The organism is Rhizobium sp. AP16 (genome assembly GCF_000281735.1).
Taxonomy (GTDB): domain Bacteria; phylum Pseudomonadota; class Alphaproteobacteria; order Rhizobiales; family Rhizobiaceae; genus Rhizobium; species Rhizobium rhizogenes.
In genome coordinates, this window is record NZ_AJVM01000037.1 from 1 (window position 1) to 20,002 (window position 20,002).

Here is a 20,002-nt window from a genome sequence, read left to right on the forward strand (position 1 = left end):
CCCGCCGTAGCGGCTCGATCCGCTCCCAGGCATCGAAGAGCACGGCGGCACCCAGGGCGGGCGGCAGAAGATCGGCCTGGCGGATGACGGCGCGCCAGCTCTCCAGCCGCTCGCCTTCGTCCCAGTCTTCGTCATGAACCAGGCCCAACGGATCGTCCACGGTCTCGGGCCGGGCATCCGGAATCTCTCCGTTCAGCACCTGGTCGGAACGGGCAATCACCGCATCGATCTCGGCAAAGTCCACGCCGAAATCATCTTCGTCCTCGTCAACCTCTTCCGTTTCCGCCCCCGAGATTGCAGCGGATGCAGGACGCGGCGTAGCGGTTTCCTCGACCTCGCCGATATCGCCGCGCAGCGTCGCGAGACCGGCGGCCTCCAACCCCCAGGAAGGCTCGGCATTCCATAACCGTCGCCGAGTGCGCAGCACGGCATGGGCAATGGTCAGCTCATGCGTCGGCGTGCGGGCATCCATGCGAGCATCATGCAGCACCAAATCCTCGACATGCACCAGCTCGCCGCCAACCCAGAGCGCGCCGACTGCATCGAAAAAATGCCCACGCTCCCGGAAACCGTCGGCAACCACATGCCGCAAGACCCGCTCATCCAGCCGCGCCAGCATATCCTCCGCTTTGGTCATCGCGGGCAGGAGCGCCGTCAACGGCAAGGCGGAAAGATCATATCGCATTGGAATCACATGATTGCTTCTATCTTGCGGAACTTATCACTGTGCGAGGCATCGGGCCAGAAAACACCCTCTTTCAACTGTGGACAGGATTTCCTATTTTTCCACTTGACCTTCCAGTAACAGGAAGGTTCATAACCCTATCCGACGCTCACTTCCGGGCACTGGAGTTTTCCATGGCATTGCATGACGAACATGATCACAGCCATCACGGCCACGATCACCATCACGGCGAACAGCAGGATACGGTGATCCGCGATCCTGTCTGCGGCATGACCGTCGATCCCAAGGCGGGCAAGCCGTCGCTCGAGTATAAAGGCCGTACGCTCCATTTCTGCTGCGACGGCTGCCGGAAGAAATTCGAGGCTGCGCCGGAAAACTATCTGACCGCCAAGGATCCAGTCTGCGGCATGGATGTAGACCGCGCCAGCGCGCGTCATTTCCTGAAGCATGAGGGCGAGAAATTCTATTTCTGCTCCGCCGGCTGCAAGGCCAAGTTCGAGGCTGAGCCCGCCGCCTATCTCGATGGCAACCGGCCGGCACAGATACCGGTGCCGAAGGGCACGCTTTATACCTGCCCTATGCATCCCGAGGTCATCAGCGACCATCCCGGCGATTGCCCGAAATGCGGCATGGCGCTGGAACCGATGGGCATCCCCGCCGCCGATGAAGGCCCGAACCCGGAGCTTGTCGATTTCACTCGCCGGCTCTGGGTCAGCGCCGCGCTGTCGCTGCCCCTTTTGATCCTAAGCATGGGTCCGATGCTCGGCCTGCCGCTGCGCGACTGGATCGGCGAGCCCACCGCCACATGGATCGAGCTCGTTCTGGCGACGCCGGTCGTGCTCTGGGCCGCTCTGCTCTTCTTCCGCCGCGCCTGGAATTCGCTTATCAACCGCAGCCCTAACATGTGGACGCTGATCGGCCTCGGCGTCGGCACGGCCTATCTCTACAGCCTGGTCGCCACATTGGCACCCGGCCTGTTCCCGATGGGCTTTCACGGCCACGGCCAGGCCATACCCGTCTACTTCGAGGCCGCCTCGGTCATTGTCGCGCTGGTCTTCGTCGGCCAGGTGCTGGAGCTAAAGGCGCGAGAGCGCACCGGCTCCGCGATCCGCGCGCTGCTCGATCTCGCCCCCAAGACCGCGCGGCGCGTCAGTGCCGACGGCAGCGAGACTGATGTGCCCGTCGATCAGATTCAGGCCGGCGACCGACTGCGCGTGCGCCCCGGCGAGCGCGTGCCGGTGGACGGCTCCGTCATCGACGGCCAATCGACCATCGACGAATCGATGATCACGGGCGAGCCGCTGCCGGTCGAAAAGACCAAGGGTGACGCGCTGACGGGTGGCACGATCAACAGGAACGGCACGCTGATCATGCTGGCCGAGAAGGTCGGCGCAGACACGACGCTGTCGCGCATCGTCGAACTCGTCGCCAAGGCACAACGCTCGCGCGCGCCGATCCAGACGATGGTCGACGGTGTCTCGGCCATCTTCGTGCCCGCTGTCGTCGCCACCGCCATCGTTACCTTCATCCTATGGGCTATGATCGGACCGGAGCCGCAGCTGGCGCATGCGCTGCTCGCCGCCGTCGCCGTGCTGATCATCGCCTGCCCCTGCGCGCTCGGGCTCGCAACCCCGATGTCGATCATGATCGCCACCGGACGTGGGGCGCAGGAGGGTGTGCTGGTGCGCGACGCCGTGGCGCTGGAGCGCTTCTCCAAGGTCGACACGCTCATCGTCGACAAGACCGGCACGCTAACGGAAGGCAGGCCCAACCTCACCGACGTCATCACCACCTCCAACATCGACGAAACCCAGCTGCTGTCGCTCGCCGCCAGCCTGGAGCGCGGCTCCGAACATCCGCTGGCCGAGGCCATTGTCGCCGGCGCCGACGAGCGTGGCACGACCTTTGTCGACATAACGGGCTTTGCGGCGAAAACCGGCAAGGGCGTGGAAGGCCGCGCCGGCGATACCGCGATCGCACTCGGCAATGCCGCGATGATGGCCGATCTCGGCATTGCGACCGATATGCTACAGGCTGAAACGAAACGCCTGCGCGGCGAAGGCAAGACGGTGATGTTCGTCGCCGTCGATGGCCAATTGGCCGGCCTCGTCGCCGTCGCCGACCGCATCAAGCCGACGACTGCGGCCGCCATCAAGGCGCTGCACGACAGCGGGTTGAAGATCATCATGGCAACCGGCGACAATGCCGAGACCGCCAAGGCCGTCGCCGCAAGTCTCGGCATCGACGATGTCCGGGCCGACCTGTTGCCGGAAGGCAAGAAGGCGCTGATCGACGAGCTGCGCACCAAGGGCCGCATCGTCGCCATGGCCGGCGACGGCATCAACGACGCGCCGGCGCTCGCCGCCGCCGATGTCGGCATCGCCATGGGCACCGGCGCCGATGTCGCCATGGAAAGCGCCGGGATCACACTGGTGAAGGGCGATCTCAACGGCATCGTGCGGGCGCGGCATCTGTCCGAAGCGACGATCCGCAACATCAAGCAGAACCTTGCCTTCGCCTTCGGCTATAATGCGCTCGGCGTGCCGCTCGCCGCCGGTGTGCTCTATCCGGTCTTCGGCCTGCTGTTGTCGCCGATGATCGCGGCGGCAGCCATGAGCCTGTCCTCGGTCTCGGTCATCGCCAATGCGCTCAGGCTGCGGCTGGCGAAATAAGGAGAGTTCAGATGAATATCGGCGAAGCATCCGGCCGCTCCGGCCTGCCGGCCAAGACCATCCGTTACTACGAGGATATCGGCCTCATCCGTCCCGACCGTGGCGGCAACGGCTACCGCGACTACGGTGCCGACGATGTGCACAAGCTGCGCTTCCTGCACCGCTCCCGCAGCCTCGGCTTTTCCGTCGACGAGTGCCGGCAATTGCTGGCCCTCTACGAAGACAAGAGCCGCGCCAGCGTCGACGTCAAGGACATCGCCTCGTCAAAGCTAACCGAAATCGACCGCAAGATCCGCGAGCTGACCGAATTGCGCCGTACACTGGAACATCTGGTACACGCCTGCCATGGGAACGAGCGGCCTGATTGCCCAATTTTGGAGGAGTTGTCGGAGGGGTGATGCCTATCTCGCCCCTTGCGGGCGAGATAGCAAAATCAGCATTTAGCTTTAGCTAAGTGCTAGATTTTGCAAGAGAGGGGGTAGGCAGGGACGCACCAAATCCTGAACTACTTCGCTCAAGAACGTGACCCCCGCTCTTGCAATTTCAATGGCTTAGAAATTGCGCTGGGCTTTGAGGATGTAGAGCCTCCGGTTTCGCAATTCCTAAACCAGTGAAATTGCTTTCTCGCCCGCCAAGGGCGAGATAGGCCCCGCATTTGCCGCCCCAATCATCAATCCCCTCAGTTCACCCTCTCCACAGCAATCGCCGTCGCCTCGCCGCCGCCGATGCAGAGCGCCGCGACGCCGCGCGTCGCCCCTTGCCGCTCCAATGCATGCAGCAGCGTCACGATCAGCCGTGCGCCCGTAGCCCCGATCGGGTGACCGAGAGCGCAGGCGCCGCCATTGACGTTGAGGCGGTCGCGGGCGATGCCGAGGTCCTTGGCGGCGGCCATGGCGACGACGGCGAAGGCCTCGTTGATCTCGAAGAGATCGACATCGCCGACCTTCCAGCCGGTCTTTTCCAGCACCTTGCGGATCGCCGGGATCGGCGCGGTCGTGTACCAGGCGGGTTCCTGGGAATGGGTGGCGTGCGCCTTGATCTCGGCGAGGATCGGCAGACCTTCGCGCTCGGCGATCGAGCGCCGGGTCAGGATCAGGGCGGCTGCGCCATCGGCATTGGCCGAGGCGCTGGCGGCGGTAATCGTGCCGTCCTTGCGGAACGCCGGTTTCAGCGTCGGGATCTTTTCCGGCGAGACTTTTTGCGGATGCTCGTCCTTGCCGATCGTCACCAGGACACCCTTGGCCGCGACGGAAATCGGGGTGATCTCGGCCTCGAAAGCCCCGGTCTCGATCGCCTTGCGGGCACGCGTCAGCGTCTCCACGGCATAGGCATCCTGATCGTCGCGGCTGAACTGATAGGCTTCGACCGCCAGCTCGCCGAAATCACCCATCGAGCGGCCCTTCTCATAAGCATCCTCCAGCCCGTCGAGCATCATGTGGTCGAAGATGCGGTCGTGGCCCATGCGGTAGCCGCCCCGCGCCTTGGCAAGCAGATAGGGGGCATTCGACATCGATTCCATGCCGCCGGAGACTACGATAGAGGCGGAACCGGCCAAGATCAGGTCATGCGCCAGCATGGTCGCCTTCATGCCCGAACCGCAGACCTTGTTGATCGTCGTCGCACCCACCGCATCCGGCAATCCCGCACCGCGCGCCGCCTGCCGCGCCGGCGCCTGCCCCTGTCCTGCCGGGAGCACGCAACCGAACAGCACCTCATCCACCTTCTCCGCCGATAATCCGGCCCGCTCCAGCGCGGCGCGGATGACATGGGCGCCAAGCTCCGGCGCCTGCAAGGATGACAGCTCCCCCTGGAAGCGGCCGAGCGGCGTGCGCGTGGCGGAAACGATGACGACGGGATCGATTGCGGACATGATGGCTCCTCCCAGCCTGCAATTTCTGAATCGACGCTATTGCTAACACGTTAGATGATGTTCGTCATATAAATATCTCGGAAACATCCTTTCGGAAAGACGATTGCGTCGCTACAGCAATGCCGATTGTCCTCTTCCTCGACATGCCCTATGGATATCCCGTTCGCAAAAAATGGATATCTCATGCCCCTCTATATCAAGGACGATGCCATCGACCGGCTGGCGCGGCGCTATCAGGCGCTGACGAAAAGTTCGACCAAAACCGAGGCTGTGCGACTGGCATTGCAGAAGGCGCTGGATGAAGAACTGACCAAGCCGGCGCTGGCCGATATCGCCGTCGCCTTCTGCCGCAATCTCAAGCAGAAGGCCGCCGCCAAAGCCGCCGATGGCAGCACGGCGGGAGACGCCTGATGCTCATCGACGCCTCGGTATTGACCGCGATGATGACCGATGAGGAAGAGGCCCGTCGCTTTGCCGTCCGCATGCAGATGGCGACCGCGCGCATGACCTCGCCAATGGCTGCGGCTCAGGCGGCAATCGATATCGCTGCCCGCCTCGGCCTGACGGCAACCGAGGCCGGCGACGCGGTGCGGACCTTTCTGCAACTGATGAACATCCAGCTTCTGGCCATTCCTCCTCGCGCCGCCTTTCTGGCGGTAGAGGCATATGACCATTTCGGCGAGGGCCGCCATCCGGCGGCGCTCAGCCTTGGCGATTGCATGACCTATGCCTGCGCGCGCTATTATCGCCAGCCATTATTGTCGAAAAGCGACCAATTCAGCCGGACCGATATCGAGGTGGCCTAGGCCACCTGATGCAATAGTGCCGTCAGGGGCACAGCGAGGCTGAGCCTGCGGTATACGAGTTCGAACGTGCACCCACGGAGTTGGGCGCTGCGGCGCATTGCAGCCGGGAGATCGAATCGCCGGCGCGGATCGGACCGGTCACCGACGGGTCGGTGTTGATCGTGCCGTCGGGCAGGATCGCATCCTTCGAGTGGTCGATATTGCCGACATCGGCCTGTGCGGCGTCGACCTTGAGCCTCTTGGTGTGATGCTTGTGCGCCGGTTCCGCCCACGCGGTGCTGGACATGCCGATGACGAGAGCCGAAATAGCGAGAGTTTTGAGCAGCATGAGACTGCCTCCTATGGGAGTTGAAGCCCTATCTATATGGGGCCAGGTGCGCCGATTTACAGCGGTGGGCAGACCAAATATCGCAAGAGTTTGAGGGACCAGATCACGCCTTGATCTTGTGCCGCGATACCTCCGCGCCGGCATCGTGCCGCAGGCTGAGGAAGCGCAGCGACGAAACCGCGCCGATTACGGCGATCACCAGGAAAGCCCAGCGGAAATCGATGAGGGAGAGTGTCTCGCCACCGTGAATGGTGCGCGAGAGATTGAGCACGGCGGCGGCAACCGCAACGCCGAGCAGCAACGAGACCTGCTGCAGCATGCTCGACAGGGTCGAGGCGGAACTACGCTGCGATGCGTGGATATCGGCGAAGCCCAGCGTGTTCAGCGCGGTGAAATTCATCGAGCGCGACAGGCCGGCGGCAAGCAGCAGACAGTAGATCAACCAGTTCGAGGTCGACGGCGACAGCAGAGCGAAACAGCCGATACTGACCGACGAGATCAGGCCATTGATGACAAGCACGTTGCGGAAGCCGAAGGTTTTCAGCGTCTGCGTCGTGATCGCCTTCATGCCGAGATTGCCGGCGAAATAGAAGAGCAGATAGGTGCCGGCGTCGATCGCTGTCAGTCCGAAACCCACCTGAAACAGCAGCGGCAACAGAAAAGGCGTGGCGTTGATCGCCAAACGGCTCGCCGTGCCAGCCGAAAGCGTCGACATCGCGAAGGTCTGGACCTTGAAGGCGGAAAGATCGAGCAACGGCGCCTCAACCTGCATGAAATGCCGGGTGGCGATGACGGAAAACACCGCGCCGGCGGCAATCAGCCCGACGCTGACCGCCAGGCCCGTCGTGCCCTGCACGACGAATTCGAGGCCGGCGAGCATGAAGGTCAGCCCCGCCGCCGACTGGAAGAAGCCGACGAGGTCGAGCCTTGCCACCTTCTCCTCGCGCTGATCCGGCACGAAGCGCAGGACAAGGACCAGCCCGATGATGCCGATCGGGATGTTGATCAGGAAGTTCCAGTGCCAGCTCAGATAGGTGGTGATGAAGCTGCCAAGGATAGGACCGATGACGGGCGCCGTCAGCGCCGGCCAGGTGATCATCGACATGGCATGCACGAGATCGGACTTGCGCGCGTTTTTCAGCACGATGATCCGGCCGACCGGCGTCATCAACGCGCTGCCGATGCCCTGCACGGCGCGGGCGATGACGAATTCCGTAAGATTGCCGGACAGGCCGCAGAACAGCGACGCGACGGTGAAGAGGGTGATGGATGCCAGGAACACCCGCCGGGCGCCATAACGATCCCCCGCCCAGCCGGCCAGCGGCACGAAGGCCGCCATGGTGAGCAGATAGACCGTGATGCCGATGCTCATCGACACCGGCTCGATGCCGAATGTCCTGGCCATCTGCGGCAGCGACGTCGTGACGATGGTGCCGTCCAATATCTGCATGAAGAAGGCGACGGCGACGACGAAGGCGATGATGCGGGATTGCCGGCCGAAACTTTCCTCGGAAGGCTGCTCTGTGGTCTGAACGACGGTCATGGCATGGAATTTCGGGGATGGTGTTATGGATAGCCGGGCGTGCCCGACAGCAATCATATGATCAATGCATACGCCCATCGCCGCCGGTTGCAAAGTCGCAATCGAACCCCAGAGATATTAAAAATATGCCCGTTCCCATAAGAAGCACGGCCGGGGATGGCGACCTCAGTCGTCAGAATAACGCTGCTCACGCCAGGGATCGCCGAACATGTGATAACCGTTTTCCTCCCAAAAACCGGCCTTGTCGGCGGCGATCAGCTCAATGCGGGCCAGCCACTTGGCGCTCTTCCAGAAATAGAGATGCGGCACGACAAGCCGCATCGGCCCGCCATGCTCGCGCGTCAGCGGCTGGCCTTCCCAGCCGGTGGCGAGGATCGCATCTTCTGCGGCAAAATCGGCAAGCGGCAGGTTGGTCGTGTAGCCGTCATAGCTGGTCAGCATGACATAATGCGCCTCGGCCTTCGGCATGGCGAGGTCGAGCAGGTCGCGCGTCGAAACCCCTTCCCAGCGATTGTCGTAGCGCGACCAGGTGGTCACGCAATGAATGTCGCTGATGCGGGTGCTCTGCTCGATAGCCTGGAAGGCGGTCCAATCGAGGCTGAGCCGCTTTTCCACAAAGCCGAACACATCGAGCCGCCAGCTTGACAGCGAAACATGCGGCTGCTCCCCGAGATCGAGCACCGGCCAGTTCTTGACCAGATGCTGCCCCGGCGGCAAACGCTCCGTTTCCGGCCGGCTGATCCGCCCGGTCAAAAACTTGCCCTCGGCCGCCCAGCGGCGCTTGGAGGTGGTGAGCTTGCTGTCGGTGGGCATCTGATCGTCGCTCATCGAGGCATCCCTTTTGCTGTGAGGCAATAGGATATCGGAGGCCGATAGGTGTCAAGCGCAAGGCTGGGGCTTGGATGCGGACTAGACCCCGTGAAGCTCGATCACAAATAGCTGTGCCACTCCTGAAACCGAATGCCGCGCTCCGGCGGCGTCCTCGACAAGCAAACAATCGCCGGCCGAAAGCGTCCGATCGCTAATATCAAGATGCCCGCGATGGCAGAGAACCAGCGCCGTCTCGCTGCCAAGCGCAAGTTCGTCACCACCATCAATACCAATACGCCGCACCGAATGCGTTAAACGCCCTCGCCGCGTCATCACATTCAGGTCGGTGATCTCACCATCAACCAAGGTTGCCGATGTCGGCGCGTCCGCGGCAAAGGGCAGCGGATCACTGCCCTCCGTCAGAAGCACAGGCTCACGCCCCTCGATGAAGAGCATCATGCCCGCGCCTTCGAGGATCGATAGCGTGCGATCGATGCCGGAGAAGACCGAAAACGGCCCATCCGTGGCGACCGTCGCCATGCTGACGCGCCAGTCGAAATCGGCAAGCCCCGCGCCTTCGGGCGAGACGGCGATCTCCACCGTCTCCCCGCCACCGTTTTTCCAGGGCATGCGCTTGTAGTCGCTGGCGCGCAGTATCCGCATGGAGATCAGTTCCCCAGGATGCCCGGCAACCGCAGGCCCTTGTCCTTGGCGCAATCAAGCGCGATGTCGTAGCCCGCATCGGCGTGGCGCATGACGCCCGTCGCCGGGTCGTTCCACAGCACGCGTTCGATGCGGCGGGCTGCATCGTCGGTGCCATCGGCACAAATGACCATGCCGGAATGCTGGGAAAAGCCCATGCCGACGCCGCCGCCGTGATGCAGCGACACCCAGGTGGCGCCGGATGCAGTGTTGAGCAGGGCGTTGAGCAGCGGCCAATCGGAAACGGCGTCCGAGCCGTCCTTCATCGCTTCCGTCTCGCGGTTCGGCGAGGCGACGGAGCCGGAATCGAGATGGTCGCGGCCGATGACGACAGGAGCCTTCAGCTCGCCATTCTTGACCATTTCGTTGAAGGCAAGACCGAGGCGTTCACGATCACCGAGGCCGACCCAGCAAATGCGCGCCGGCAGGCCCTGGAAGGCGATGCGCTCGCGCGCCATGTCCAGCCAGTTGTGCAGATGGGTGTTGCCGGGGGTAAGTTCCTTCACCTTGGCGTCGGTCTTGTAGATATCCTCGGGATCGCCCGAGAGGGCAGCCCAGCGGAAGGGGCCGATGCCGCGGCAGAACAGCGGGCGAATATAGGCCGGCACGAAGCCGGGGAAGGCGAAGGCGTTTTCAAAGCCTTCTTCCTTGGCGACCTGGCGGATATTGTTGCCATAGTCGAGCGTCGGCACGCCGGCATCCCAGAAGGCGACCATGGCCTCGACATGCATCTTCATCGACGCACGAGCGGCAGCTTCGACGGCCTTCGGATCGCTCTCGCGCTTGATCTTGTGTTCGGCGACGGTCCAGCCGAGCGGCAGATAACCGTTCAGCGGATCATGTGCCGAGGTCTGGTCGGTGACGATGTCGGGGCGCGGGCCGCCGGCCTTCATGCGCTTCACCAGTTCCGGGAAGATTTCGGCGGCGTTGCCGAGCAGGCCGACCGATTTGGCTTCGCCGGCCTTGGTCCATTTGTCGATCATCGCAAGCGCTTCATCGAGGCTCGTTGCCTTCTCGTCGACATAGCGGGTGCGCAGGCGGAAATCGATGCGGGTCTCATCACTTTCGACCGCAAGGCAGCAGGCGCCGGCCATGACGGCTGCCAGCGGCTGTGCGCCACCCATGCCGCCGAGGCCGCCGGTCAGGATCCACTTGCCCTTGAGGCTGCCGTTATAGTGCTGACGACCAGCCTCGACGAAGGTCTCGTAGGTGCCCTGAACGATGCCCTGCGTGCCGATATAGATCCACGAGCCGGCGGTCATCTGGCCGTACATGGCGAGACCCTTCTTATCCAGCTCGTTGAAGTGATCCCAGGTCGCCCAATGCGGCACGAGGTTGGAATTGGCGATGAGCACGCGCGGCGCGTCCTTGTGGGTACGGAACACGCCGACCGGCTTGCCGGACTGCACCAGCAGCGTCTCTTCCTCGGTCAAGGTCTTCAGCGTCGCGGCGATGCGGTCGAAATCCTCCCAGGTGCGGGCAGCGCGGCCGATGCCGCCATAGACGACCAGCTCGTTTGGATTTTCCGCAACGTCGGGGTCGAGATTGTTCATCAGCATCCGCAGCGGCGCTTCGGTCATCCAGCTCTTGGCGTTGAGCTCCGGACCGCGAGGGGAGCGGATTTCGCGGATGTTATGGCGTGGGTTGGTCATGTCATATCTCCAGGGAAGGCAGAATATCGGCGGATACGGATGCATTGAGCGCGCCGGAGGCGACGAGGTCGCTGGCGGCCTTGAGGTCGTTTGCCATGTAGCGGTCTACATCGAGCGTCGGCACGACGCTGCGGATGGTGGCAATGGCAAGGGTCAGTTCGGGGCTTGTGGCCAGCGGCGCGCGAAACTCGACGCCTTGTGCTGCCGTCAGCGCCTCGATGCCGACGATGCCGAAAAGATTGTCGGTCATTTGCAGGAGACGGCGTGCGCCATGGCAGGCCATGGACACATGGTCTTCCTGATTGGCTGACGTCGGCGTCGAATCGACGGAGGCCGGATGCGACATCTGCTTGTTTTCCGACATCAACGCCGCCGAGGTAACCTCGGCGATCATCAGCCCGGAATTCAGGCCAGGCTTCTTGGCAAGGAAGGCCGGCAGGCCGTAGCTCAGCGCCGGATCGACCAGAAGCGCGATGCGGCGCTGAGAGATCGCGCCGATCTCACAGACAGCAATGGCGATCTGATCGGCCGCAAAAGCGACCGGCTCGGCGTGGAAATTGCCGCCGGAGACAACAGAATTGTCGGAAAGCACGAGCGGATTGTCGGTGACCGCGTTCGCCTCGATTTCGAGGGTACGACCGACCGAGCGCAGCAGATCGAGGCAGGCGCCGTCGACCTGCGGCTGGCAGCGGATGCAATAGGGATCCTGCACCCGTTCGTCGCCTTCGATATGGCTCTCGCGAATGACCGAGCCGGCCAGCAGGCCACGAAGCGCAGCGGCGGTATCGATCTGGCCCTGATGGCCTCGCAGCGTATGAATATCGGGATGAAACGGCGCGGACGAGCCCATGGCGGCATCCGTCGACATGGCGCCGGTAATCAGGGCTGCCTGCGCAGCGCGATGGGCGCGGAACAGACCGGCAAGCGCGAGCGCGGTCGACACCTGCGTGCCGTTGATCAGCGCCAGGCCTTCCTTGGCGGCAAGCACGACCGGCGTCAGCCCTGCCTTTTCGAGCGCCGCAGCTCCATCAAGCCGTTCGCCTGCATAAAAAGCTTCGCCATGGCCCATCATCACGGCCGTCATATGCGCGAGCGGCGCAAGGTCGCCGGAAGCGCCGACGGAACCCTTCTCGGGGATAACCGGCACGACGCCCTTGGCGAGCATGCCTTCGATCAGCCGCACCAGTTCCAGGCGCACGCCAGAAGCACCACGGCCGAGCGAGACCAGCTTCAGCGACATGATCAGGCGGACGACATTCTCCGGTAGTGGCTGGCCGACGCCGCAGCAATGGGAGAGGATGAGATTGCGCTGAAGCGTGGCGACATCGGCGCTGTCGATCTTGATTGAGGCCAGTTTGCCGAAGCCGGTGTTGATGCCATAGACCGGCGCATTGCCGGCGGCGATTTCGGCGATACGGGCAGCGGCCTTGAGGATACCCGCATCAAAGGAGGCATCGAGCTTGGCCGGCTCGCCGCTCCAGTAGATTGCGGCCAGCTGCTTCAGCGAAACAGAGCCGGGATGAAGAGTAATGGTCATCGGTCGAACCTTTCGCCCCTGAACACATGGGCATGCAATGGGTTGAAGCCGATGCGGTAAACAAGCTCGGCTGGGCTTTCGATATCCCAGATGGCGAAATCGGCCGACTTGCCAGCTTCCAACGTGCCGGTTTCGGCCAGCAGGCCAAGCGCACGGGCACCTTCGCGGGTGGCACCCGCGATGCATTCCTCGACCGTCAGGCTGAAAAGGGTCGCCCCCATGTTCATCGTCAACAACATCGAGGTCAGCGGTGAGGTGCCGGGATTGCAGTCGGTGGCGATGGCGATCGGAACACCGGCCTCGCGCAGCGCCTTGACCGGCGGTTTCTGCTTTTCATGGATGGCGTAGAAGGCGCCGGGCAGAAGGACGGCCACCGTGCCGGCCGCAGCCATCGCCTTCACACCGTCCTCATCAAGATATTCGACATGATCGGCAGACAGTGCGCCGTAGGAGGCGGCAAGCTTGGCACCACCGAGATTGGAAAGCTGTTCGGCATGCAGTTTCACCGGGATGCCGAGCGACTTCGCCAGATCGAAGACGTGGGCAATCTCGGCGGGCGAAAAGGCGATGCCCTCGCAGAAGCCGTCGACGGCGTCGGCCAGACCCTCAGCATGCGCCTGTTCCAGACCCGGCAGCACGACATCGGTAATATAGTCGCCGTTGCGGCCCTTATAGTCGGCGGGCGTCGCATGTGCGGCGAGATAAGAAGTGACGACACGCACCGGGCGGACTTTTTCCAGCCCGCGGGCGGCCTGCAACATCTTCAATTCGGATTCGATGCTGAGGCCATAGCCGGACTTCACCTCGATGGTGGTGACGCCTTCGGCCAACAGCGTATCGAGGCGCGGTAGGGCGGTTTCAATGAGACCGTCGATGGAAAGTGCCCGGGTCGCATTGACGGAGGAGACGATGCCGCCACCGGCCCGCGCGATTTCTTCGTAGCTTGCGCCCTGCAGCCGCATTTCGAACTCACGAGCGCGGTTGCCGCCGTGGATAATATGCGTGTGGCAATCGACGAGACCGGGCGTGACCCAGCGTCCCTCGAGATCGATGCTCTCGGCATTGCCAACGTCAGGCAGATCGCTTTCGTTTCCCACGAAAACGACACGGCCATCCCTGGTCAGGATCGCACCCTTCTCGACAATGCCGAGCCCAGGCTCACCCTCTTTCAAGGTCGCCAGACGCGCATTGCGCCAAAGGCGGCTCTTGCCGTCGGACTTCACGCTATCTTCGGAAAAATTGTTCCCACGCATCAGCTTTACGCCTTTCCTCATGGGTTCATAATGTATATACATAATAAAAAGCCTGACAAGAGGGATTTTGGACTCGGCATCCAAAAGGAAAGGGTTGGACCATGACGAAACTCCATGCACGCTCGGCACTGCTACGCGATGGCTGGCAAGAAAATGTCCGGATAACCCTGGACACCGGCCGCGTTACCGGCATCGAAGTAGGCGTTGCGGCCGAGGCCGGCGACGAACGGCACGAGGTCCTCGTCCCCGCCATGCCGAACCTGCACAGCCACGCCTTCCAACGCGCCATGGCCGGCCTTGCCGAGGTCCGCGGCCCGGCGAATGACAGCTTCTGGAGCTGGCGCACCGTCATGTACAAATTCGCGCTGTCGATGACCCCCGATCATGTCGAGGCGGTGGCAGCCCAGCTTTATATGGAAATGCTGGAAGCCGGCTTTTCCCGCGTCGGCGAATTCCACTACCTGCATCACGACAAGGACGGCAGCCCCTATACCAATATCGCCGAGATGGCGGAACGTATCGGTGCCGCCAGTGCCGAGACCGGCATCAGGCTGACGCTGCTCCCCGTCTTCTACGCCCATTCCGGTTTCGGAGGTGCTGCCCCCATCGACGGCCAGCGCCGCTTCATCAATTCGCTCGACCAGTTCGAAGCGCTGATGGCCGGTTGTCGGACGATCGTCGGCCAATTGCCCGGCGCTGAACTCGGCCTTGCGCCGCATAGCCTGCGGGCCGCCACGCCGGAGGAGCTGGAAAAGCTCGTGCCACTGGCAGGCAACGGGCCGATCCATATCCATGTCGCCGAGCAGGTGAAGGAAGTCGATGACTGCCTCGCCTGGTCCGGCGCGCGGCCAGTGCAATGGCTGCTCGATCACGCCCCGGTCGATGCGCGCTGGTGCCTGATCCATGCGACCCACATGACCGACGACGAAACCCGGCGAATGGCAAAAAGCGGCGCGATCGCCGGCCTCTGCCCGATCACGGAAGCCAATCTCGGCGACGGCGCCTTTTCCGCGCCGCTGTTCCTGGAGGAAGGCGGGCGCTACGGCATCGGCTCGGATTCCAATATCCTGATCTCGGTTCCGGAAGAATTGCGCCAGCTCGAATATTCGCAGCGCCTGGCACTCCGCGCCCGCAATGTCGTTGCCACATCAGGCGGCTCGACGGCGCGCACGCTGTTCGATCACGCCCTTGTCGGCGGTGGCGTGGCCTTGAAGGCGCCGGCCGGGCTCGCCGTGGGTCACTATGCCGATCTAGTTTCGCTCGACGTCAGCGCGGTGCCCTATCTCTCCGGCGATCAGATCCTCGATCAATGGATGTTTGCCAGTGGCGTCACCATCGACTGCGTCTGGACGCAGGGCCGCAAGCAGGTCGAAGGCGGCCGTCATAGCAAGCGGAAGGCAATCTCGGCACGATTCCGCACGGCCATGTCCGAACTAATCGGTTGAAAAGAACTTTTCCTGACGGCGATTGACGCCTAGATTGATCAGGCGGCGAATACCCAGGTCTTACGAGGGAATGATCGGCGGCATGACCACAGGCAAAGAGGCGACCCTGCATCAGCGTATCCTCAGCGATATCGAAGGCCGGATCGTCTCCGGCGACTGGCCGCCCGGCTATCGCATTCCCTTCGAGCTGGCGCTGGCGGAACAATATGACTGCTCGCGCATGACGGTGAACAAGGCTCTGACACAGCTTGCCCGGGCCGGGCTGATCGAGCGGCGCAAGCGCTCTGGAAGTTTCGTCACCCAACCGCAGGCACAATCGGCGGTGCTGGAAATTCACGACATCAAGTCGGAAGTCCTGTCGCTGAACCTGCCCTACTCCCATAAGATCGTCAGGCACGCCAAGCGCAAGGGTCGCATCGAGGATGCGCGGCGGCTGGAGTTTGCCGGCTCAGTATCAGCGCTTGAGGTCATCTGCATTCACTATGCCGGCCGCCGGCCCTTCTGTCTGGAAGATCGCGTCATCAATCTCGATGCGGTTCCCGAGGCCGGACAGGTCGAGTTCGATACGTTGCCGCCGGGGCCATGGCTGCTCAACCAGGTGCCGTGGAGCACGGCCGAGCATCAGATCCGCGCCATTGCGGCGGACAGCGACGCGGCCACAAGCCTCGATATCGCCAGGGGCACCGCCTGTCTCGTCGTCGAACGGCGCACCTGGAGCGGTCTCGGCCCGATCACCCACGTTCGCCTCACCTATCCCGGCGACCGTCACTCGCTGGTGGCGCGCTTTGCACCTTCAAGCTGAACGCCGCCGCCGTTGCCATTGGCGCCGCCGGGCTCGGTCTGCATCGGAATAAGGCTTCCAGATTGACGGGGTGGTTGCGCGGGATTGACCAGCAGGATGCTGAGCGCGATCAGCACCAGCACCAGAATGAGGGTAAGGCCGATCAAAAATGGGCGAATCGCTGTCATTTTGGTCCTCCAATTTCCCACGCCCGAAATAGTACCACGGCAGGAAGGGCATTTTGAGGCAATTGGCCTGTTTTGCGACCTAAACTCTCTACGAAACCTTAAAGTTCAAACCATAACCCCGGATTTCCGGGATTTCTCAAGGGCAATGCGGCAATGACCGTGACAATCAAAACCACCCTAACCTGGCGAGATATCGCCGATGTCGCAGCCGGCGAAACGCTCGTTTTAGGTGATATCGCCTGGGCACGCATCGAGCATGCCAGCCGTATCGTCGAAGCCATCGTCGAACGCGGCGTACGCGCCTATGGCATCAATACCGGTGTCGGCGCCCTCTCGGACACTGTGGTCGATCGCCCGTCCCAAAGCCGGCTGTCGCGCAACATCATCCTCAGCCATGCCTGCGGCGTCGGCAGTCTGCTGGAGCCGCGCGAGGTGCGCGCCATCATCGCCGCCCAGATCACCAATTTCGCCCATGGCCATTCCGGCGTAAGACGTGAGATCGTCGCGCATCTGCTCGCCTTTCTGGAACGGGATTGCGTGCCGGATGTTCCATCGAAAGGTTCGGCCGGCTATCTGACGCACAATGCCCATACGGCGCTGGTGCTGATCGGCGAGGGATCGGCCCGGGTCGACGGCAAGTCTATGTCCGGTCGCGAGGCGTTGGCGGCAATCGGCCTAGAGCCGCTGGTGCTCGGCGCCAAGGAGGGCCTGAGCCTCGTCAACGGCACGGCCTGCGCCACCGGTCTTTTCAGCGTGGCGCTCGCCCGCGCGCAGCGCCTGCTCGCCTGGGCCGACGCCATCGCAGCACTGACACTGGAGGCCGCCGGCGGACAGATGGCCGCTTTTGACGAGACGGTGCTGGATCTGCGCCAGTCGCCCGGTATCGCGACCGTCGGCGCATCCCTGCGGGCGCGGCTTCAGGGCAGCGGGCTGATTGCCGCCGCCATCGGCCGGCGCACGCAGGACGCCCTCAGCCTGCGCGCCATCCCGCATGCCCACGGCGCGGCGCGCGACGTCTTCGATTTCGTGGCCGGCGTCGCCGACCGCGAGCTTGCCTCCGTCACCGACAATCCCTCCATCTCTAGCACGCCGGAAGAGCCGGTCGTTTCCTCCGAAGCGCACGCCGTTGCACCGGCCCTCGGTCAGGCAGCGGACAGCCTGGCGATTTCGCTTGCACAGATCGCTACGATCAGCGAGCGCCGCATGGACCGTCTCGTCAATCCACTCGTGAGCGGCCTGCCGCCATTCCTCGCAAGCGACGCCGGCAGCCATTCCGGCTTCATGATCGCCCAATATACCGCAGCGGCGCTCGCCAACGACAACCGCCGGCTCGCCGCCCCCGCCAGCCTCGACGGCGGCTTAACCTCGGGCCTGCAGGAGGATTTCCTCGCGCATCCGACGGCAGCCGCCAACAAGCTGCTCGCCATTCTCGACAATGCCGATCATGTCCTCACCATCGAACTCATGGCGGCAGTACAGGCGCATGACTTCCTTGAAGCGACCGCCAGCCGTGCGCCCGGCACCGAGGCGATCCACAGGCTGGTGCGCTCGCATGTCGCCCACTATCATGACGACCGACCACTGAACCGCGATATCGAGGTGATACGGAAGCTTATCAGCGAGCGTGATCCGCCAGCCGCATAAGGCCTTATGGATAGCCTGGCGACAGAACACGCTTCTCTCACACTTGTTTGATTGGCGGGGCTACGGCGCGGTCGATAGGATCGCCCCGTTGCAATCGAGCATGGCCACATGCCAGCAACTTTGCCGGCCGATTTCTGCCGCCATATCGAAAACCCACTGATTAGCGAATGTCTCAAGGAGACTGTCCATGGACCGCAAGCTTCTGACGAAGGGCGCATTGACGCTCGCCGCCGGTGTCGTCGCGACGCTCGTAGCACTGCAGGACGCCAACGCCACTGAGCGCGTCCGCGTGCGCGGCACGATCGAGAGCCTCGAGGGAGACACCCTCAAGATCAAGTCCCGCGAAGGCAAGGATATCGCCGTCACGCTGAAATCCGGCTGGAACGTCGCCGGCGTCGTCAAGGCTTCGGCCGCTGACATCAAGCCCGGCGATTTCGTCGGCATCGCCAATGAACCGACCGCCAGCGGCGTCGCCGGCGCCATCGAGGTCGTCATCTTTCCGGCCGCGATGAAAGGTACCGGCGAGGGCGACCGCCCATGGGATTCAAAGCCGAACAGTTCCATGACCAATGCCACGGTCGCCAATGCCGTCACATCGGTCAACGGCCCGACGCTGACCCTCACCTACAAGGGCGGCGAGAAGAAGATCAACATTCCGGACGGCACCCCGGTCGTAACGCTGACGTCAGCCAGCAAGGACGACGTGAAAGCCGGCGCCGCCGTCTTCATTACCGCCGAAGCGTCCGACGACGGCAAAGTCACCGCCGACCGCATCGCCGTCGGACTTAACGGCACTGTTCCGCCGATGTGACATCATAGACGATACGCCCCTTCCTTGCCCGCAGGGCTCAGGGCGTTCGTCACTGCAATCGACCCGCCGGGCCGATTGCTTCGGCTACACCGAATCGTCCCTCACCCCTCGACAACCTCGAACCGGCCTGGATGCGAAGCCCCGAGTTCCGCCCAGTCCAGTTCTTCCTCGAGAACATGAAACACATCGTCGTCGATGACGCCGAGGCGGCGCATGGCGGCGAGTTTGTTGCGTTTGGCCTGGATCACCTGCCGTTTGAGAGCATCGACCTCGCCGGCCTCGCGCGGATTTAGCCCCTGGGTGGCCAACTCCCGGTCGCCGCGATAAAGGCCGCGCAACGTCGCGGCAGCCTTGCTGTCCTGCATCGGCTCCAGCTCCTCCAGCGCAGCATCGATCAGCGCCAGACGGGCGTTGTCGATATCGTTTTTCATCGAATCGTCGCGCTCGAGCTTCAAGAGATGGATCAATGGCCCGAGCGTCAGGCCCTGCACGATCAGCGTGCCGAGCACTACGGTCAATGCGCTGAACACGATGAGATCGCGCGATGGGAACCCGTCAGGCAAGGCGAGTGCCGTCGCCAGCGTCACTAGGCCGCGCATGCCGCACCAGGAGCCGACCAGGCTCATCGAGAGCGTCGGCGCGGAGGCTTTGTAAATGCCGGCAGCGTGGAGATAGTAGATCACGCGGTTTGAAAGCAGCAGCCAGACGATGCGGACAAGCACGACGGTGAGAAAGACGAGGACGGCGAAGCTGATCGCGAAGCCGACATCCTGCTGGTAGAGTTGCAGGACGGTGGTGCGCGCCTGCATGCCCATCAGCAGAAAGGCAAGCACGTTGAGCATGAAAATGGCCGCTTCCCAGATGGAATAGGACCGTATCCGGTTGCGCGCCGATATCCGATCCGGCATGTCGCGCGCGATCACCATGGCAAAAGCGACCATGGTCAGAACCGCGGAGAGGTGCAGCCGCTCAGCAATCACCCAGACCCCGGAGGTGGCAACGAATTCGAACAGCGAGCCGCCGAGCGTGCCGGCAAGGCGCGGCCCGATCCGCATGTAGACATAGCCCAGCAGGATACCGAGAACGATGCCGCCGGGCGCGGCAAGGGCCAGTTGCGGAGCGAGTTCGACGGCCGAAACCGTGCCGGAAGCGGCTGCGACGGCAGCGCCGAAGATCAATAGCGCCACGGCATCGTTGAGCAGGCTTTCGCCCTTCAGCACGGTAAACGCGCGACGCGGCAAATTGAAACGACCAAGCATGGCGGTGGCCGCCGCC

General features: G+C 63.0%; 19 protein-coding genes. 8 read left to right on the forward strand and 11 right to left on the reverse strand.

The window, feature by feature from the left end; all coding sequences use genetic code 11:
- On the reverse strand, positions 1 to 685 hold a 685-nt coding region (locus PMI03_RS13810), incomplete at its 3' end, for an RHE_PE00001 family protein (RefSeq protein WP_007694172.1).
- A gap of 173 nt (positions 686 to 858) precedes the next feature.
- Between PMI03_RS13810 and PMI03_RS13815 the strand changes: the two genes are divergently transcribed.
- Entirely contained in the window at positions 859 to 3,357 is a 2,499-nt protein-coding gene (locus tag PMI03_RS13815; protein ID WP_007694174.1) for a heavy metal translocating P-type ATPase, read from the forward strand.
- Between the two features lie 11 nt (positions 3,358 to 3,368).
- Complete coding sequence (cueR, locus tag PMI03_RS13820; RefSeq protein WP_007694176.1) at positions 3,369 to 3,755, forward strand: Cu(I)-responsive transcriptional regulator; 387 nt, start codon at positions 3,369 to 3,371, stop codon at positions 3,753 to 3,755.
- 281 nt (positions 3,756 to 4,036) lie between these two features.
- Here cueR and PMI03_RS13825 read toward each other — a convergent pair whose 3' ends face one another.
- Entirely contained in the window at positions 4,037 to 5,227 is a 1,191-nt protein-coding gene (locus PMI03_RS13825) for an acetyl-CoA C-acyltransferase (protein ID WP_007694177.1), read from the reverse strand.
- A 183-nt stretch (positions 5,228 to 5,410) separates the two neighbouring features.
- On the opposite strand from PMI03_RS13825, the gene PMI03_RS13830 reads away from it, so the two are divergent.
- Both PMI03_RS13830 and PMI03_RS13835 read left to right on the forward strand, forming a co-directional pair.
- On the forward strand, positions 5,411 to 5,638 hold the full coding sequence (locus PMI03_RS13830) for a type II toxin-antitoxin system VapB family antitoxin (protein WP_007694178.1): 228 nt from the start codon (positions 5,411 to 5,413) through the stop codon (positions 5,636 to 5,638).
- Positions 5,638 to 6,033 carry a type II toxin-antitoxin system VapC family toxin gene (locus tag PMI03_RS13835; RefSeq protein WP_007694180.1) on the forward strand — a complete coding sequence of 132 codons (396 nt, stop codon included), beginning with the start codon at positions 5,638 to 5,640 and terminating at the stop codon, positions 6,031 to 6,033. The genes PMI03_RS13830 and PMI03_RS13835 overlap by 1 nt, the downstream gene beginning before the upstream one ends.
- Positions 6,034 to 6,055: 22 nt before the next feature.
- Here the strand turns inward: PMI03_RS13835 and PMI03_RS13840 are convergent, their stop codons facing one another.
- From PMI03_RS13840 to hutI, 7 genes are all read right to left on the reverse strand, one after another.
- Positions 6,056 to 6,361 carry a hypothetical protein gene (locus PMI03_RS13840; protein ID WP_007694182.1) on the reverse strand — a complete coding sequence of 102 codons (306 nt, stop codon included), beginning with the start codon at positions 6,359 to 6,361 and terminating at the stop codon, positions 6,056 to 6,058.
- 103 nt (positions 6,362 to 6,464) lie between these two features.
- On the reverse strand, positions 6,465 to 7,904 hold the full coding sequence (locus PMI03_RS13845; RefSeq protein ID WP_007694184.1) for an MFS transporter: 1,440 nt from the start codon (positions 7,902 to 7,904) through the stop codon (positions 6,465 to 6,467).
- Positions 7,905 to 8,069: 165 nt separating this feature from the next.
- The gene (locus PMI03_RS13850) at positions 8,070 to 8,732 is read right to left on the reverse strand and encodes a sulfite oxidase-like oxidoreductase (RefSeq protein ID WP_007694186.1); all 663 of its coding nucleotides are present in this window, start codon (positions 8,730 to 8,732) and stop codon (positions 8,070 to 8,072) included.
- An 81-nt stretch (positions 8,733 to 8,813) separates the two neighbouring features.
- Positions 8,814 to 9,377: a HutD family protein gene (locus tag PMI03_RS13855; protein WP_007694188.1), complete on the reverse strand. Its 564-nt coding sequence runs from the start codon at positions 9,375 to 9,377 to the stop codon at positions 8,814 to 8,816.
- A 5-nt stretch (positions 9,378 to 9,382) separates the two neighbouring features.
- On the reverse strand, positions 9,383 to 11,068 hold the full coding sequence (hutU, locus tag PMI03_RS13860) for a urocanate hydratase (RefSeq protein WP_007694191.1): 1,686 nt from the start codon (positions 11,066 to 11,068) through the stop codon (positions 9,383 to 9,385).
- Between the two features lies 1 nt (position 11,069).
- A complete protein-coding gene (gene hutH, locus PMI03_RS13865) occupies positions 11,070 to 12,605 on the reverse strand; it encodes a histidine ammonia-lyase (RefSeq protein WP_007694193.1) in 1,536 nt (511 codons plus the stop codon).
- A complete protein-coding gene (hutI, locus tag PMI03_RS13870) occupies positions 12,602 to 13,858 on the reverse strand; it encodes an imidazolonepropionase (RefSeq protein ID WP_039973995.1) in 1,257 nt (418 codons plus the stop codon). Before hutI ends, hutH (PMI03_RS13865) begins: the two co-directional genes overlap by 4 nt.
- 101 nt (positions 13,859 to 13,959) lie before the next feature.
- Here hutI and PMI03_RS13875 point away from each other — a divergent pair, with 101 nt between their 5' ends.
- A complete protein-coding gene (locus PMI03_RS13875; protein ID WP_007694197.1) occupies positions 13,960 to 15,303 on the forward strand; it encodes a formimidoylglutamate deiminase in 1,344 nt (447 codons plus the stop codon).
- An 82-nt stretch (positions 15,304 to 15,385) separates the two neighbouring features.
- On the forward strand, positions 15,386 to 16,105 hold the full coding sequence (hutC, locus tag PMI03_RS13880) for a histidine utilization repressor (protein WP_012652806.1): 720 nt from the start codon (positions 15,386 to 15,388) through the stop codon (positions 16,103 to 16,105).
- Here hutC and PMI03_RS13885 read toward each other — a convergent pair.
- Entirely contained in the window at positions 16,069 to 16,272 is a 204-nt protein-coding gene (locus tag PMI03_RS13885) for a hypothetical protein (protein ID WP_007694201.1), read from the reverse strand. The two genes, hutC and PMI03_RS13885, sit on opposite strands and share 37 nt — an antisense overlap.
- A 153-nt stretch (positions 16,273 to 16,425) precedes the next feature.
- Between PMI03_RS13885 and hutH (PMI03_RS13890) the strand changes: the two genes are divergently transcribed.
- Together hutH (PMI03_RS13890) and PMI03_RS13895 are read left to right on the forward strand one after the other, a co-directional pair.
- Positions 16,426 to 17,916 (forward strand): histidine ammonia-lyase, encoded by a 1,491-nt coding sequence (gene hutH, locus PMI03_RS13890; RefSeq protein ID WP_007694203.1) that lies wholly within the window; start codon positions 16,426 to 16,428, stop codon positions 17,914 to 17,916.
- A 187-nt stretch (positions 17,917 to 18,103) separates the two neighbouring features.
- Positions 18,104 to 18,727 carry a hypothetical protein gene (locus tag PMI03_RS13895; protein WP_007694205.1) on the forward strand — a complete coding sequence of 208 codons (624 nt, stop codon included), beginning with the start codon at positions 18,104 to 18,106 and terminating at the stop codon, positions 18,725 to 18,727.
- A gap of 101 nt (positions 18,728 to 18,828) precedes the next feature.
- Here the strand turns inward: PMI03_RS13895 and PMI03_RS13900 are convergent.
- A partial coding sequence (locus tag PMI03_RS13900) for a sodium:proton antiporter (protein ID WP_007694207.1) occupies positions 18,829 to 20,002 on the reverse strand: 1,174 nt, incomplete at its 5' end.

Excerpts from the sequence above, each read along its gene's own strand:
- PMI03_RS13885 (WP_007694201.1), bottom strand. The coding sequence starts at position 16,272 with ATGACAGCGATTCGCCCATTTTTGATCGGCCTTACCCTCATTCTGGTG.
- PMI03_RS13895 (WP_007694205.1), top strand. The coding sequence starts at position 18,104 with ATGGACCGCAAGCTTCTGACGAAGGGCGCATTGACGCTCGCCGCCGGT.
- PMI03_RS13835 (WP_007694180.1), top strand. The coding sequence starts at position 5,638 with ATGCTCATCGACGCCTCGGTATTGACCGCGATGATGACCGATGAGGAA.
- PMI03_RS13815 (WP_007694174.1), top strand. The coding sequence starts at position 859 with ATGGCATTGCATGACGAACATGATCACAGCCATCACGGCCACGATCAC.
- PMI03_RS13840 (WP_007694182.1), bottom strand. The coding sequence starts at position 6,361 with ATGCTGCTCAAAACTCTCGCTATTTCGGCTCTCGTCATCGGCATGTCC.
- hutU (WP_007694191.1), bottom strand. The coding sequence starts at position 11,068 with ATGACCAACCCACGCCATAACATCCGCGAAATCCGCTCCCCTCGCGGT.
- hutH (WP_007694193.1), bottom strand. The coding sequence starts at position 12,605 with ATGACCATTACTCTTCATCCCGGCTCTGTTTCGCTGAAGCAGCTGGCC.
- hutI (WP_039973995.1), bottom strand. The coding sequence starts at position 13,858 with ATGCGTGGGAACAATTTTTCCGAAGATAGCGTGAAGTCCGACGGCAAG.
- PMI03_RS13845 (WP_007694184.1), bottom strand. The coding sequence starts at position 7,904 with ATGACCGTCGTTCAGACCACAGAGCAGCCTTCCGAGGAAAGTTTCGGC.
- PMI03_RS13830 (WP_007694178.1), top strand. The coding sequence starts at position 5,411 with ATGCCCCTCTATATCAAGGACGATGCCATCGACCGGCTGGCGCGGCGC.
- PMI03_RS13875 (WP_007694197.1), top strand. The coding sequence starts at position 13,960 with ATGACGAAACTCCATGCACGCTCGGCACTGCTACGCGATGGCTGGCAA.
- PMI03_RS13825 (WP_007694177.1), bottom strand. The coding sequence starts at position 5,227 with ATGTCCGCAATCGATCCCGTCGTCATCGTTTCCGCCACGCGCACGCCG.
- hutH (WP_007694203.1), top strand. The coding sequence starts at position 16,426 with ATGACCGTGACAATCAAAACCACCCTAACCTGGCGAGATATCGCCGAT.
- PMI03_RS13850 (WP_007694186.1), bottom strand. The coding sequence starts at position 8,732 with ATGAGCGACGATCAGATGCCCACCGACAGCAAGCTCACCACCTCCAAG.
- cueR (WP_007694176.1), top strand. The coding sequence starts at position 3,369 with ATGAATATCGGCGAAGCATCCGGCCGCTCCGGCCTGCCGGCCAAGACC.
- PMI03_RS13855 (WP_007694188.1), bottom strand. The coding sequence starts at position 9,377 with ATGCGGATACTGCGCGCCAGCGACTACAAGCGCATGCCCTGGAAAAAC.
- hutC (WP_012652806.1), top strand. The coding sequence starts at position 15,386 with ATGACCACAGGCAAAGAGGCGACCCTGCATCAGCGTATCCTCAGCGAT.